Annotated in this window: 10 protein-coding genes; 1 reads left to right on the top strand and 9 read right to left on the bottom strand. The window is 62.4% G+C overall.

Translation table 11 applies throughout. The features are described from left to right. The first annotated feature begins 105 nt into the window (after positions 1-105). Positions 106-1,035: an AraC family transcriptional regulator gene (locus tag B5G16_RS05010; RefSeq protein WP_087261849.1), complete on the top strand. Its 930-nt coding sequence runs from the start codon at positions 106-108 to the stop codon at positions 1,033-1,035. Between the two features lie 155 nt (positions 1,036-1,190). On the opposite strand, the gene hutI is transcribed toward B5G16_RS05010, so the two are convergent. The 9 genes from hutI to B5G16_RS04965 all read right to left on the bottom strand — a co-directional run bounded on the left by hutI (position 1,191) and on the right by B5G16_RS04965 (position 14,886). Further along, positions 1,191-2,435 carry an imidazolonepropionase gene (gene hutI / locus B5G16_RS05005; protein ID WP_087261847.1) on the bottom strand — a complete coding sequence of 415 codons (1,245 nt, stop codon included), beginning with the start codon at positions 2,433-2,435 and terminating at the stop codon, positions 1,191-1,193. After that, the gene (gene hutH, locus B5G16_RS05000) at positions 2,432-3,913 is read right to left on the bottom strand and encodes a histidine ammonia-lyase (RefSeq protein ID WP_087261845.1); all 1,482 of its coding nucleotides are present in this window, start codon (positions 3,911-3,913) and stop codon (positions 2,432-2,434) included. The genes hutI and hutH overlap by 4 nt, the downstream gene beginning before the upstream one ends. Positions 3,914-3,928: 15 nt before the next feature. Beyond that, positions 3,929-5,950: a urocanate hydratase gene (locus tag B5G16_RS04995; RefSeq protein WP_087261843.1), complete on the bottom strand. Its 2,022-nt coding sequence runs from the start codon at positions 5,948-5,950 to the stop codon at positions 3,929-3,931. Positions 5,951-6,104: 154 nt separating this feature from the next. After that, positions 6,105-7,805 carry a glutamate formimidoyltransferase gene (gene ftcD / locus B5G16_RS04990; RefSeq protein WP_087261841.1) on the bottom strand — a complete coding sequence of 567 codons (1,701 nt, stop codon included), beginning with the start codon at positions 7,803-7,805 and terminating at the stop codon, positions 6,105-6,107. A gap of 211 nt (positions 7,806-8,016) precedes the next feature. Beyond that, a complete protein-coding gene (locus B5G16_RS04985; protein ID WP_087261839.1) occupies positions 8,017-10,029 on the bottom strand; it encodes a TonB-dependent receptor plug domain-containing protein in 2,013 nt (670 codons plus the stop codon). 257 nt (positions 10,030-10,286) lie between these two features. Next, a complete protein-coding gene (locus tag B5G16_RS04980; protein WP_087261837.1) occupies positions 10,287-11,582 on the bottom strand; it encodes a cysteate synthase in 1,296 nt (431 codons plus the stop codon). Positions 11,583-11,627: 45 nt separating this feature from the next. Next, positions 11,628-12,767: a carboxynorspermidine decarboxylase gene (gene nspC / locus B5G16_RS04975; RefSeq protein ID WP_087261834.1), complete on the bottom strand. Its 1,140-nt coding sequence runs from the start codon at positions 12,765-12,767 to the stop codon at positions 11,628-11,630. Positions 12,768-12,934: 167 nt separating this feature from the next. Further along, positions 12,935-13,357 (bottom strand): hypothetical protein, encoded by a 423-nt coding sequence (locus B5G16_RS04970; protein ID WP_143260831.1) that lies wholly within the window; start codon positions 13,355-13,357, stop codon positions 12,935-12,937. 338 nt (positions 13,358-13,695) lie between these two features. After that, a complete protein-coding gene (locus B5G16_RS04965; protein ID WP_087261830.1) occupies positions 13,696-14,886 on the bottom strand; it encodes a saccharopine dehydrogenase family protein in 1,191 nt (396 codons plus the stop codon). Positions 14,887-14,999 lie beyond the last annotated feature (113 nt).

Here is a 14,999-nt window from a genome sequence, read left to right as displayed (position 1 = left end):
AAAGGCCATGTCGTCGGAGGAGTTCGCCGAAAGGTTCGATTTCATACTTTTCGGCGAAAAAGCAACCGCAAAAACCCTATATTTGTAGCACAAACCCGCATTACAATGAACGAAAAGGAGATTTTGAGCGTTTCGTTAAGCTCCCTGCTGAAAATCTACCCGCCCACAGCGGACGATCTCTGCTACGACGGGTGCGTACTGGGGCACCGGGAGGCCCTCGACGATGAAATTGCGATGGACATGTTCCGTTTTCCGACGCGGATCAATTCGTTCGGAGCGTTGCTTTGTTCCAAAGGTTCGCTGACGGTCTCCTCGGACCTGCAACGTCACGCCATCGGTCCCCGGACGTTGTTCTTGTGTCCTCCGCAGACGATCGTGCAGGTTCTGTCGCACGACGACAACGCCTCGGTCCATTTCATTCTGTGCGAGGAGGAGTTTCTCAACCGGGTGCAGATCGACCTGAAACAGGTCCTGCACCTTTTCATGGCGGTCCGGGAAAATCCCTGCCTGCAACTGGACGATACGGAGTGGACGGAAATTCTGCGGTCCCAGGAGGAGATTTTCATCGAGGGCCGCAAGAATCGTCAGGATGCGTTTTCGACAGAGATCCTGTATTCGTTGTTCCGGACGCTGGCCTACCGGGTCTACCGGGTCCTCGACAGCCGCATCAGCCGCCATTCGGAGGAACATGCCGACGACACGCCGTCCCGCAACCGGAACAAGGCCTATTTCAGCGCTTTCATGGAAGAGCTGCTGAAACACTACATGCAGGAGCGCTCGGTGGGGTTCTATGCCGAGCGACTGCACCTGACGCCGAAATACCTGACGACGCTCCTGCGCACGACGACCGGCCGCACGGCATCGGAGTGGATCGACGCCTACGTGATTCTGGAAGCGAAAAACCTGCTGAAATATTCGTCGATGAACATCCAGGAGATCGCCTACTACCTGAATTTCCCGAATCAGTCGTTCTTCGGACGTTACTTCAAGGAGCACACGGGAATGACCCCCTCGGCCTACCGGTCGATCAAGTGAGGGGCAGGGAATCCTGTCCGGCACCCGCGCCCGCCGGACAGAAACGCGGGAGCGCACCCGCGCCGTCCGACACTCCTCCGCCCAGAGACTCCGGCTTTCAGCCGAACGGATTCGGATTCAGCCGTCGGCACCACCCTCCTCAAAAGCCCGGACGCCTATAAGAGCCTCCGTTCAGAGCGGAGGAAGACCTGCCGGATGAGCGGCGTCTGGTAGGCGTAGGAGAAGAATTCGACGGAGGGCATCGGCCGCGTGATGAAGAAGTTGGCGACCTTCCCGGGCGTGATGCTTCCGAAATCGGCACTCAACCCCATGGCGCAGGCTCCGTTGAGCGTTGCGGCATGGATGGCCTCCGCGGGGGTCATCTTCATGCGGATGGAGGCCAGGGAGACGACCATGCGCATGTTCCCCGAGGGCGACGAACCGGGGTTGTAGTCCGAAGCCAGTGCCACGGGCAATCCCGCGCGGATCATCGCCCGGGCCGGGGGATAGCTCATCCCGAGGAAGAAGGCGGCTCCGGGCAGGAGCGTAGGCATCGTCTCCGAGCCGAGCAGGGCCTCGATCTGGGGCTCTCCGGCGCGTTCGAGGTGGTCGACCGAGAGGGCCCCGCAGGCGACGCCGACCTCCACGCCGCCCGAAGCGGCCAGTTCGTCGGCATGGATCTTCGCCCGCAGACCATACTGCCGCCCCACGTCGAGGATGCGGCGCGTCTCGCCGACCGTAAAGAAGCCCTCGTCGCAGAAGACGTCGACGAAGTCGGCCAACCCTTCGCGGGCCACGGCGGGGATCATCTCGCGGCAGACCAGATCGACATACTCCGACTGCCGGCCGCGGTAGGCGCGGGCAACGGCATGGGCGCCGAGGAAGGTGGACCGCACTTCCAGCGGTGCGGTCTGGCGGATGCGGCGGATCACGCGCAGCATCTTCAACTCATCCTCGGTCGAGAGGCCGTATCCGCTCTTGATCTCGACGCAGCCGGTTCCCATCGCCGCGATCTCCCGGACACGCTCCATGGCCTGCCGGTAGAGCTCCTCCTCGGAGGTGTCGTGCAGCCGGTCGGCGGAGTTCAGGATCCCGCCGCCGCGGCGTGCGATCTCCTCGTAGGAGAGGCCGTGGATCTTGTCGAGGAACTCCTGCTCGCGGCTCCCGGCATAGACCAGGTGGGTGTGCGAGTCGCAGAACGACGGGAAGAGCATCCCGCCTTCGGCGTCGGCCACCTCGTCGGCCGTCACGCCGTCGAGCGACTCCATGCGTCCGAAGGCGGCGATCCGCTGGCCGTCGGTCAGCAGCCAGGCGTCGTCGAGCGTTTCCAGACGGTCCATCTCCGCGCCGCAGACGCGCAGACGCCCTGCGGGCTGAATGCCGACGATGCGGCCGATATTCTTGACCAGCAGCCGTTTCATCGTTCACGCAGGAATTCGACCGACGCAGCGATATGGGGATACATCACCTGATCGTTGTCGATGAAGGGGACCCGTTTGCGGTATCCGGCAAGCATCGCTTCCAGGGCGGGCGACGTGCGGGCCGGACGGCGGAACTCGATGGCCTGCGCGGCATTGAAGAGCTCGATGGCCAGCACGCGCTCCGTATTGCAGACCACGCGCCAGAGCTTCGTCGCGGCGTTGGATCCCATGCTGACGTGATCCTCCTGCCCCTGCGACGAGGGGATCGAGTCGACCGACGCAGGCATGCACAACCCCTTGGTCTGGCTGACGATCGACGCCGCGGTGTACTGCGGGATCATGAAGCCGCTGTTCAGCCCCGGATTGGCCACGAGGAACTTCGGCAGCTCGCGGGCTCCGGAGATCAGCTGATAGGTCCGCCGTTCGGAGATGTTGCCCAGCTCGGCCAGCGCGATGGCCAGAAAATCCATCGCCAGCGCAATGGGCTGTCCGTGGAAGTTCCCGGCCGAGACGACCATGTCCTCCTCGGGGAAGACCGTGGGGTTGTCCGTCGGGGAGTTGATCTCGGTTTCGAGCACCCCGGCCACGTAGTCGATCGTATCCTTCGAGGCGCCGTGCACCTGCGGGATGCAGCGGAACGAGTAGGGATCCTGCACGTGCTTCTTCGGCCGGGCGATCAGCTCGCTGCCTTCGAGCCAATGGCGGATGGCGCGGGCCGTGGTGAGCTGTCCCTTGTGGGCGCGGATCCTGTGCACCTCGTCGCAGAAGGGCTCGATGCGGCCGTCGAAGGCATCCAGCGAGAGGGCGCCGATGCGGTCGGCCCACTCGCTCAACCGCTGCGCGGCAATCACCGACCAGACGCCGTAGGCGCTCATGAACTGCGTGCCGTTGAGCAGCGCCAGCCCGGCCTTCGACTGCAATTCGATGGGTTCCCAACCCAACGCTGCGAGCACCTCGCCGGCGGGCCGCACGCGCCCCTCGTACTCGACCTCGCCGAGTCCCAGCAGCGGCAGGCTCAAATGGGCCAGCGGCGCCAGGTCGCCCGAGGCTCCGAGCGACCCCTGCTGGTAGACGACCGGCAGGATGCCGCGGTTGAAAAACTCCACGAGCCGCTCGACCGTCGCCAGCTGCACGCCCGAATAGCCGTAGGCCAGCGACTGGATCTTGAACAGGAGAATCAGCCGGACGATCTCCGACGGGACGCGCTCGCCGGTTCCGCAGGCGTGCGACATGACCAGATTGCGTTGCAGCTGCGCGAGGTCCTCGCGTCCGATCGAGATGTCGCACAGCGACCCGAATCCGGTCGTGATGCCGTAGATCGGACGGTCGGGATTCTCCATCTTGCGGTCGAGATACTCGCGGCAGCGGACGATACGCCGTTTGGCGTCGTCGCTCAACGCGATCGGAAGATGCCGTTCGAGGATTTCGCGGACACGGCCGATGGTCAGCCGTTCGGCGGATATAAGGTGACGTTCCATATCGAATGATCGTTGTTATTCGTTCGTGTTCAAAGCCTTGCGCACCAGTTCGTCATCCGCGGCGTTGGGCATCGTCACCCGCAGTTCGGGCGTACGCTCCATTTCGCGGAGAATGGCGGCCCGGGCGCCGTCGTTGCGGGCCCAGCTGCGGCGCGCAATGCCGTTGTTGACGTCCCAGAAGAGCATTTCGCGGATGCGCCGCTCGGCCTCCTCCGTGCCGTCGACCACCATGCCGAAGCCGCCGTTGATCACCTCGCCCCAGCCGACGCCGCCTCCGTTGTGGATCGAGACCCACGTGGCGCCGCGGAACGAATCGCCGATGACGTTCTGCACGGCCATGTCGGCCGTGCGGTTCGAGCCGTCATAGATGTTGGCCGTCTCGCGGTAGGGGGAGTCGGTACCCGACACGTCGTGGTGGTCGCGCCCCAGCACCACGGGGGCCGACAGACGACCGTCGGCCACGGCGCGGTTGAAGGCCATGGCGATCTTCGTGCGGCCCTCGCAGTCGGCGTAGAGGATCCGGGCCTGCGAACCCACGACCAGATGGTTGCGGCCCGCCTCGCGGATCCAGTGGATGTTGTCATCCAGCTGTCCGCAAATATCCTCCGGAGCCTCCTTGCGGATCTCCTCGAGCACCTCGGCGGCCAGCGCATCGGTCGTGGCGAGGTCCTCCTCGCGGCCCGAGGTGCAGACCCAGCGGAAGGGCCCGAAGCCGTAGTCGAAGAACATCGGTCCCATGATGTCCTCCACGTAGGAGGGATAGCGGAACCGCCCCTCGCGCCCCATGACAGCCGCCCCGGCGCGCGAAGCCTCCAACAGGAAGGCGTTGCCGTAGTCGAAGAAATACATGCCGCGTGCGGCCAGCTTGTTGATGGCGTCGACCTGCCGGCGCAGCGACTCCTGCACGCACTCGCGGAAGCGCACCGGCTCCTCGGCCATCATCTTGTTCGAAGCCTCGTAACTCAACCCGACGGGATAATAACCTCCGGCCCAGGGGTTGTGCAGCGAGGTCTGGTCCGAACCCAGGTCGACCGGGATCTGCTCGGCGGCAAGCCGCTCCCAGAGGTCGACGACATTGCCCACGTAGGCCAGCGAGACGACCTCTTTCTCCTTGACGGCCTGACGGATCCGCGGGATCAGTTCATCCAGCGATTCATGCAGTTCGTCGACCCATCCCTGCTCATAGCGTTTCTGCGCCGCCTTGGGGTTGATCTCGGCGATCACCGAGACCACCTTCGAGATGTTGCCCGCCTTGGGCTGGGCTCCCGACATGCCGCCCAGACCCGACGAGACGAACAACATGCCACGGGCATCGGTCTGCCCCGGCGCGAAGCGTTTGCGCGCGGCGTTCATCACCGTGATGGTCGTGCCGTGGACAATGCCCTGCGGGCCGATATACATGTACGACCCGGCGGTCATCTGCCCGTACTGCGAGACCCCCATGGCATTCATGCGCTCCCAGTCGTCGGGCTTCGAGTAGTTGGGGATCACCATGCCGTTGGTCACCACGACGCGCGGCGCCCACGGATGCGACGGAAAGAGCCCCAGCGGGTGCCCCGAATACATGACCAGCGTCTGACGGTCGGTCATCTCCGAGAGGTATTTCATCGTCAGCCGGTACTGCGCCCAGTTCTGGAACACGGCGCCGTTTCCGCCGTAGGTGATCAGCTCGTGGGGATGCTGCGCCACGCGCGGGTCGAGGTTGTTCTGGATCATCAGCATGATGGCCGCCGCCTGACGGCACCGCGCCGGATACTCGTCGATCGGACGCGCATACATCTCGTAGTCGGGACGCAGGCGGTACATGTAGATCCGCCCGTAGCGGCGCAGCTCCTCGGCGAACTCCCGGGCCAGCACGGCGTGGTGTTTGGCCGGGAAGTAACGCAGGGCATTCTTCAAGGCCAGGACCTTCTCCTCGTCCGTGAGGATCTCCTTGCGCTTCGGGGCGTGGTTGATCTGTTTGTCATAGGGTTTCGCGGCGGGCAGCCGGTCCGGGATTCCCGCGCGGATGTCGTTCTGAAACTCTTCCCGTGTCATATTTTTCGCGTTTTTCGTATTTTTCCGTGATTTTTCGAGAGATGTCGGGGGCTTTCGGGGAATATCCCGTTTCCCGCTCTCCGCGTCCGTCGGATGACACGGCGCTTGCCGCCGGGACCATCCGACCTCCGGAGCCTGCGGGCACCGCAGGACGCTACCCTATCTTCTGCCCGACGATCTCCAACACCTCCGCTTCGAGCCGGGCTGCTTCGGCGGCTATGGCATCAGCCTCGGCCGTCAGCGCATCGGCCTTCGCACGGTCTTTCAGCCCGGCGGCATTGATCCGCACGTTCAGCCGCGCCCCGAAGACCGCACTCCGGGCCGCCAGCGCCCCGACTCCGGCATCCGACACCGAGTTGGGATTCCCCTCTTCGGCCATCGCCTGCACAATCGGGAAGACGGCCAGCGCCGCCCGCATCGTGCGCAGCGGCACCTCCGTGGCGTAGAGCGTCGCCTCCTGCAACGCCGCGCTGCGGGCCGCCCGCTCCTCGTCGGTCGACTTAGGCATGGCGAAGACCGCCATGATGCGGTTGAAGGCCGCGGTATCCTCATCCACGAGGTGCAGCAGCTCCTGCATCACCGTCTGCCCCTTCTCGGCCCAGTCGGAAAACTCCTCCCAGCGGTCGTCCCACCCCGCCTTGTGCGACGAGAGGTTCGCCACCATCGTGCCGAGCGCAGCCCCCAAAGCACCCATGTAGGCCGAGATCGACCCGCCGCCCGGAGCCGGGGATTCGCTTGCGGTCTCCTCGGCAAACTCCTTGCAGGTCATGTCGATCAGCCGCTTCTTCTCAACCTGCGCTTCAAGCAGATATTCGATCACCTTCTCCTCGGGCTTGAAGGGTTTCAGGTCATCCAGCCCCATCGACTTCACGGCCAGCCGCACGATCTCCTCCTCGGAGATCCCCACCGAGCGGTGCTGCTTGCGCAGGAAGTATTTCCCGGCCTCGACCAGCGCCCGTTTCGGGACCAGCCCCACGATCTCCGTGCCCGTGACGCGCACGCCCCGTGCATCGGCCTTGCGGCACACCTCGTCAAAGGCCACGTGCAGCGGCGTGACCGAAATATCCGTGATGTTCATCGAGACCTGCGCGATGCCGTACTCCTCGATGAACCACCCGATGGCCTTCGTAGCCTTCAGGGTGCCGGGACGCATCACGGGATTGCCGTCGGCATCCTTGACGACCTTGCCCGTGATGGGATTCCCCTCGCGCACCGGGCGTCCCTTCTCGCGCACGTCGAACGCAATGGCGTTGGCCCGCCGCGTGGAGGTCGTATTGAGGTTGAAGTTCACGGCAATGAGGAAATCCCGCGCCCCGACGGTCGTGGCGCCCGTGCGGGCCACCCCTTCGTCATAGGGCCGCGCCCCGAAGTCGGGAGCCGTCTCCGCATGGGCCAACTTCTCGGGCAGCGCCTCGTACTCCCCGGCGCGGCAGACCGCCAGGTTCTTCCGCTCGGGACGGAAGGCCGCCGCCTCGTAGCAGTAGGTCGGGACGTGCAGTTCGCCGGCGATGCGTTTGGCCAGGTCACGGGCCAGCGCCGCGCACTCTTCGAGCGTGATCCCCGCAATCGGGATCAGCGGCAGGACGTCCGTGGCGCCCATGCGCGGGTGCGCCCCCTTGTGGCGGCGCATGTCGATCAGCTCCGCGGCCCGCTTCACGCCGGCAAAGGCCGCCCCGACGACCGATTCAGGGTCGCCGACGAAGGTTACGACCGTGCGGTTGGTCGCCTCGCCCGGATCCACGTCGAGCACCTTCACACCTCCCGACGACTCGATGGCCGCCACGATCTGTCGGATCACCTCCTTGTCGCGTCCCTCGCTGAAATTGGGCACGCACTCCACGATACGTTTCTGCATAAATTGCTGCTTTTAGGGTTCTTCTGCTTCAAATATACGAATTTTTTCGGAATTTTTCCGACAGAGCGTAACAAAAAGGCGCTATTTTCCGAAAAACAGAAAGGACCGCCCGGTCTTCCCGGGCGGTCCTGAATTGCAGCCGGAGACAGGGAATCGAGGCGCCGGCCTCCGCCGGAAAACCCGACGAGCCGAATCCTGTTCCCCGGAAAAGTCACTTGCCGAAGGTCAGCACCACACCGCCCGTACACCAGATGCCCGGCAGCGGGATGCCCCCGATGTCGAAGTGACGGGTATCGGTGAGGTTCGTGGCGTCGACATAGAGGCGGCAGCACCCCTTCTCCCACGAAAGACGACCGTCCAACAGGAAATAGGGCTTATAATCGCGCGTCTCGGTCGTCGACGCATCCCCCGCAACGGGATAGGCCGTATAGCTGCCGTTGCGGTCGTAGAACGATCCGGTGAGCGTGAGCGACAGCCGCCGCAGGAAGTGCACGCCGACGGACAGGGCCGCCTTGTGGCGCATGAAGTCCATGGCGCTCCTGGCGATGATGTCGGCGTTGCGGTCATTCGTGATGTAGCCGTACGAAAGCGTCACGCGCCGCAGGAACCCCTCCTCCGCGGCATAGCCGCCCGAAATCTCGGCCCCGAAGGTATTGAGCCGGCTCGACTGCTCGGAGTGCCACTTCCCGCGCCATGCGGCGGGGCTCTCGTCCGAATCGGCGTACCAGACCCAGTCGATGATGTCGCGTCCGAAACGGTAGTAGACCTGACCCGACAAGTTCCAGCAACGCTTCATGTAACTAACTCCGATGCGGTATGTAACAGCGTGTTCTGGCGTCAGGTCGAGGTTGTTGATCTGCGCCGGGGATTTGTAATAGAGGTCGGTGAAGGTCGGCAGCCGCATCGACTGCCACGCCCCCGCCTCGATCCGCAGGTCGTCCGTCGGCGCATAGCCCGCCGAGACGTTCCACAGGGCCGACGTTCCGTAGGGCGTCAGGCTCACGCCGCCCGACAACGCCGCGTCGAAGCGCCGCCAGCGTTTGGCGTGCCGCAGCCACAGGTTTCCCGTATGGCGTTCCGTGGCGTGCGTGTAGTCGCCGTGCGGCTTCGTGAGCGGCTCGCCGAGGTTCGTGCTGTACAGGTGGTTGAAGGCCCAGTCGCCCCCGAGGGTCGTCGTCCCCCACTGCCAGTCATAGTCGGCCCACAGCTTCGCCCCGCCATTGTCCGTCCGGTGGCGGTTGAGCGCCGTGCCGCGCGTCCAGTCGTAGCGGTCGCGGTTCCGGCGGTAGCTCACCGCCGCACCCAGCGAAATACGCCCCGCACGCTTCGTCCAGCGCAGCGACGTCAGCGTCGTGCCCGTATGCTCCCACTGTTCGGGATTGTAGGCCGCATAGAAGCCGTTCGAGCCGAACGCGCGGTCCTGCCACCCGGCCTGGAAGTCGAAGAAGCCCGCACGGCCGCCGTCGCAGGTCGCCCGCACGAAGGCGTTCCAGTTCGTGAAATCGGTGTTGTGGCGGTAGCCGTCGCTGCGCCGGTACGACGCAGCGCCCAGCACCGAGAAGCGTCCGGAGGTCACCGCACCCGAGAGGTTGCCGTAGCCGTAGCCGTACTGGCCGCCCGAACCCTCGAAGCGGATATAGGTCGGGCGCAGGGGTGCCGTGCGGATGTTCACCGCCCCGGCGTAGGCCCCCACGCCCGGAACCCCGTCGATGAGTTCGACGGAAGAGATACAGTCGAGATCGACCGGCAGCGAATGGGACTGGTGTCCCGTTCGGGCATCCGTGAAGTCGATGCCGTTGAGCAGAATCATGGTCTGGTCGAATGAGCCGCCCCGGACGGAGATGTCGGCCTGCGCTCCCCTTCCCCCGCGTTCGCGGATGTCGACCGAAGGCGTCAGGCGAAGGGCGGATTCCAGTGTCTGGACTGGCGCCGCGGCCTGGGCTTTGCGGTCGAAAAGCGGAGTGTGCGACTGCGCGTTGCGCGCGGGGGCCGTCTGGCTCCCCGTGACGCCGACCTCGCGGATCCGCAGCGTCTTCATGACGGCGGTCGTGTCGGAAGTCTGCGCCGATGCGCCTTGCGTCGCAAGCAGCAGGATCGACATCCCCACGGCGAGCACCCCGATCGTCACGCTCCGGTGAAGGCTCGCAAAGGCCGACCAGCCCTTGCGGTTCCATCGCCGCCAGCGCATCCCGGTGGGGAACCGGCGTGTTTGGATGTGTTCCATAAGTGTTGAAAGATTTGGGTTAATAAAACTGTTGTCGCGGTCCGCATCGGGTCCGGCTGCTTCGCCCCGGGCGGACCGCCGACAAAGGTAATCATTTCGGGGAAATAAAAAAGCGGCCCGAAGGTCGCTTTTCCTGAATTCGGTCGGATTGCACCGGGACCGAAGTCCTCCGCGCCGCATCCGCCGGGGCCTGGGGGGGGTCGCCCCACCGGCTGCACACCGCTTGCCGTCCTACGTTCACCGCCGCGTTCGACCGCTTACTCGGCAAACAGCGCCTCGACCTTCGCCACCACATCGTCGGTGTCGGGGTCCAGCGGGAAGACATGGCTCGGTTTCAGGTACCAGAGGTCGTTCCGCTCCTTGAAATACTCCTCGCCGCCGCCCGTGATGTTCAGCATCACCGTAGCATCCCGGGCGATCTTCCCGGCATTCACGGCGTTGACGAGCGACGCCAGCGCCACACCCGCCGCCGAGTAGATATCCACGCCCTCCGTCTCCTTGAAGAGCTTGCGGGCCTTGCGCGCCATGGCGTTCGTCACGGCGAAAACCTCGCCGCCGGTGGCTTTCAGCGCATCGTACAGTCCGCCCGTGATGCTGTAAGGCGGTTTGCGGTTCGAGAGCACCTTCGCATCGATGATCTCCGCATCGCGGCGCGCCTTGTCGCTGTCGTAGGGCAGCATGGCCCGCGACGAAGCCTGCCAGGCATCGTACATCGGCACGAACGGCGCATTCTGCGAGACCATCAGCTTCATGAGGTTCGTGCCGAAACGGCCGTCCCCGATCAGGCGCATATTGGCCTCCCACGCCGCAATGGCGCCCGTACCGCTGCCCACGGCCTGGAAATAGTAGTCCGGAATGCGGCCGATGGTCGTCACGGCCGACAGCACCGTACAGGCCATGCCGTCGCGGCGCGCGATGTTCTTCGCACCGCCTTCGGCATAGAAGCCCTCGCCCTTGAGCGCCAGATCGCTCAAATGGATGGCATCGAAGTAGTCGCCGCCCGCGGCGCACGAAATCAGCTTCACGCACGGATTCAGCGGCTTCTCGAACCACAGCGCGTCGATGTTGTCATACGGCACCGACAGCAGCAGCCGGATGTTGTTGTCCGAGCAGACCTTGGCGAAGGCCCGCGCCGTATTGCCGGCCGAAGCGACCACCAGCACCCGTTTCTCATCCTCGGCGGCGCGTCCGCACACCGAATAGGCTTCGGTCTCCTTGAACGAGCAGGTCGTCATCGTCGCCCCGATGGCCGGATAATAGCCGTTGAACGTGATCCAGAGGTTTTCCAGTCCGAGGCGCTCGGCAAGGCCCTTGCTGCGATAGGTAACCGGGGCCGACGAGCCTTTCAGCATCCGGCGCACCGGCATCCAGTCCGCAAAGCGGTAGAGCCCCCATTCGGCGGGCTTCACCTCGATCTGCTTCTTGGCATACCGTGCGCGGATCAGCGACGGCTCCTTGCACTGCGGGTCGGAGAGCATCCAGCCCGTATCCTCGAACTCGCGGCCCGTGGCCACGCATTCGAGCGTATAAGCGGTAGGTTCGAATTTTTCCATCTATCTTGGGTTTCTTGTTTGTATTCGTATGGCTTGCGGGCCCGGTCAGGACATCCGCGTCTTGTAATCCTCGTAGCCGAATTCGCGCACGACCTCCACGCGCCCGTCGCGCCGCACGATGACGATCGACGGGTGCTGCACGCCGTTGAACATCGTCGTCTTGACCATCGTGTAGTGGATCATGTCCTCGAAGACGATGCGCTCGCCGACCTGCAACTCGTGGTCGAAGGCCCAGTCGCCGTAGAAGTCCCCGGCCAGGCAGCTCGTGCCGCCCATGCGCCAGCGCTTCTCGCCGTCGGCGGGCTCGTGCGCCCCGAGGATGGCCGGTTTGTAGGGCATTTCGAGGCAGTCGGGCATGTGGCAGGCGAACGACACGTCGAGCATCGCCGTGCGCACATCGCCGTTGACGACCACATCCTCCACCGTCGAGACCAGGTAGCCCGTGCGCCACGTGAAGGCGCTCCCGGGTTCGAGGATCAGCCGCAGGTGCGGGTGACGCGCCTTGAAGGCCCGGAGCAGGGCGATCAGTTCGTCGCAGTCGTAGTCGGCGTGCGTCATCAGGTGCCCGCCCCCCATATTGAGCCATTTCACACGATCGAGGCATGCGCCGAAGCGTTGCTCGACGGCCTCCAAAGCCAGCCGCAGATGCTCCGGGCGCGACTCGCACAGCACGTGGAAGTGAAGCCCCTCGATCCACTCCGGGAGCCCGCCGCGGGCCGCCAGCTGTTCGGCCGTGACGCCCAGCCGCGAACCCGGCACGCAGGGATTGTAGAGGTCGGTCTCCACGGGCGAATACGCGGGGTTGATGCGCAGGCCGCACGAGAGCCCGTTGATCAGGGCCCGCTGTCCGAAGCGTTCGTACTGCGTGAGGGAGTTGAAGGTGATGTGGCTGCTGCAACGCAGGATTTCGTCGATGTTGCGATCCGTATAGGTCGGGGCGTAGGTGTGCGCCGGGCTGCCGAACTCCTCCAGCACAAGCCGCGCTTCGGCAGCCGAACTGGCCGTCGCACCGTCGGCATGAGCCGCCAGCTCCGGGAAGATGCTCCACATGGCGCAGGCCTTCAAGGCGACGATGATCTCCACGCCCGATTCGCGGCGCACGCGGTCGATCACCGCAAGGTTCCGGTCCAGCAGCTCCTCGTCGAGCACGTAGCACGGAGACGGCAGTTTCAGAAAGTCAATCATCGCGTCGTTTTTTGATCAAAACTGGGACAAAAATAACAAAATCATCGGCACGGAGCGACGCCCGGTCGATGATTTTAGTCAAAATAAGTATTTATGCGTAATCGCCTGAAAAATACCTAAGCATGTTCAGGTATTCATGATCAAGCCTCTTAATCCAAATTTTACCATCATTCTCTACTCTTTTCAATTATGGATATAAAGGCCTGTATAATGTTGAGCACAGACCAACCTGCGGTAATAATAAGCAAAACCAATGAAAATATGTAGGTTATAGAAGATTGTTCATCAGGTTCCAGCCAAAGAATAAAACCTAAGGGCATAATAAAAGCAATTGTACAGATAATAGACCCTATTAGCCTATTCCATGAGGACAAAATAACGCCAAGCAAGGTAACCGGAAATGATAGAAAAAACAGCACAATATATTCTTTAATATAATATCTTGGGCTAATTGAGCCCCAATATTCAATATACTCTTCGATCATGTCCCAACCAGTAGCCTCTGAGTATTTAAAACAGGGTAAAAACAAGAATAAACATACACCTAACGAGTACAAGGCAAGTTGCCACCAAAAATCATTTTTTTTCATTGCTCAGTAATTTTATAAGATAAAAAAACGTGGACATATCATTATATCCACTCGCGGGGTATTGGACGACCCAAAGGTAAGATATAAGACAATGCCCACGCTAAAAAACAGCGCGAGCATCAACCTTTGTTCCTTACCTTTTTCGAAAGTGTCCAATTTCCGCGAGTAAGAAAAAAGCCAATGCGCTTTTATATGTTCGACGCCTATGTCCGGGCGTCCCAATTGAAATTCATTTGGGTTATATCATAGGCTGAAATGAGTTGGTTTCCAAGGCAAATATAATGAAAATTGCGGACACGTAAAACGCATCCGCGATTTTTTATTCGAGAACCGGAAAATCAGACCTCCAAGTCGACGTCGAACAGCTCGTGCCACGGAAGACCCTGCTCGCCCAGTTCGGCCAGGAACGGATCCGGATCGAACTCCTCGACGTTGAAGACGCCCGCTCCGCGCCACAGCCCCTTGGCCCACATCGAAGCGCCCAGCGCCGCCGGAACGCCCGTCGTGAACGACACGGCCTGCGTACCGGTCTCCTTGAAGGCCTGTTCGTGGTCGCAGTTGTTGTAGATATAATAGGTATGCTCCTTGCCGTCCTTCACGCCCTTGATCCGGCAGCCGATCGAGGTCTGGCCGTGGTAGTTCGCGCCCAGCGACTTGGGATCCGGAAGCACCGCTTTCAGGAACTGGATCGGAACGATCTCCACGCCGTTGTAGATGATCGGGTCGATGCGCGCCATGCCGATGTTCTGGATCACGCGCAGGTGCGTCAGGTACTCCTGTCCGAAGGTCATCCAGAAGCGCGCACGCCTGATCGAGGGGTAGTTCTTCACCAGCGATTCCAACTCCTCGTGGTAGATCACGTACGACTCGCGCTCGCCGATGCCCGGGTAGTTCAGCGGCTTGTGAATCTCGTGCGGCTCGGTCACGACCCACTCGCCATTTTCATAGTAGCGGCCCTTCTGGGTCACCTCGCGGATGTTGATCTCGGGGTTGAAGTTCGTGGCGAAGGCCATGCCGTGGTTCCCGGCGTTGCAGTCCACGATGTCGAGGTAATGGATTTCGTCGAAGTGGTGCTTGGCGGCATAGGCCGTGAAGATCGCCGTCACACCCGGGTCGAAGCCGCAGCCGAGGATCGCCGTCAGGCCCGCGGCCTTGAAGCGGTCCTGGTAGGCCCACTGCCACGAATATTCGAAATGCGCCTCGTCGCGGGGTTCGTAGTTGGCCGTGTCGAGGTAGTTGCAGCCGCATTCCAGACAGGCATCCATGATCGTCAGGTCCTGATACGGGAGCGCCACGTTGATGACGATATCCGGCTTGAAGGCCCGGAACAACTCGCACAACTGCGGCACGTTGTCGGCATCGACCTCGGCGGTCTTCACGCGGTTGCCACCGATGGCCGCCGCCACGGCATCGCATTTGGATTTGGTACGGCTGGCCAGCATCACGTCCGTGAAAACGGGGTTGGCGGCGATCTTCTGCGTCACCACCGTTCCGACACCTCCTGCTCCGATAATCAGCGCTTTACACATAGATATAAAGGGTTTTAAAAGTGAACGTTCGGGTTTAACGACTACAAAATTATCTTTTTATTTCGGCAAAACAAAATCGGAAGAGGAATTTTCGCAATCGGGAGGGCGGGGGC

It is taken from the genome of Alistipes sp. An66 (genome assembly GCF_002161445.1).
GTDB lineage: Bacteria > Bacteroidota > Bacteroidia > Bacteroidales > Rikenellaceae > Alistipes > Alistipes cottocaccae.
Note: the sequence above shows the minus strand (reverse complement) of the source record. Positions and strands in the feature narration are given on the sequence as shown.

Bases quoted from the DNA above. Each gene is read 5' to 3' on its own strand.
- B5G16_RS04970 (WP_143260831.1), bottom strand. From the start codon at position 13,357: ATGAAAAAAAATGATTTTTGGTGGCAACTTGCCTTGTACTCGTTAGGT.
- hutI (WP_087261847.1), bottom strand. From the start codon at position 2,435: ATGAAACGGCTGCTGGTCAAGAATATCGGCCGCATCGTCGGCATTCAG.
- nspC (WP_087261834.1), bottom strand. From the start codon at position 12,767: ATGATTGACTTTCTGAAACTGCCGTCTCCGTGCTACGTGCTCGACGAG.
- B5G16_RS04985 (WP_087261839.1), bottom strand. From the start codon at position 10,029: ATGGAACACATCCAAACACGCCGGTTCCCCACCGGGATGCGCTGGCGG.
- B5G16_RS04995 (WP_087261843.1), bottom strand. From the start codon at position 5,950: ATGACACGGGAAGAGTTTCAGAACGACATCCGCGCGGGAATCCCGGAC.
- B5G16_RS04965 (WP_087261830.1), bottom strand. From the start codon at position 14,886: ATGTGTAAAGCGCTGATTATCGGAGCAGGAGGTGTCGGAACGGTGGTG.
- B5G16_RS04980 (WP_087261837.1), bottom strand. From the start codon at position 11,582: ATGGAAAAATTCGAACCTACCGCTTATACGCTCGAATGCGTGGCCACG.
- ftcD (WP_087261841.1), bottom strand. From the start codon at position 7,805: ATGCAGAAACGTATCGTGGAGTGCGTGCCCAATTTCAGCGAGGGACGC.
- B5G16_RS05010 (WP_087261849.1), top strand. From the start codon at position 106: ATGAACGAAAAGGAGATTTTGAGCGTTTCGTTAAGCTCCCTGCTGAAA.
- hutH (WP_087261845.1), bottom strand. From the start codon at position 3,913: ATGGAACGTCACCTTATATCCGCCGAACGGCTGACCATCGGCCGTGTC.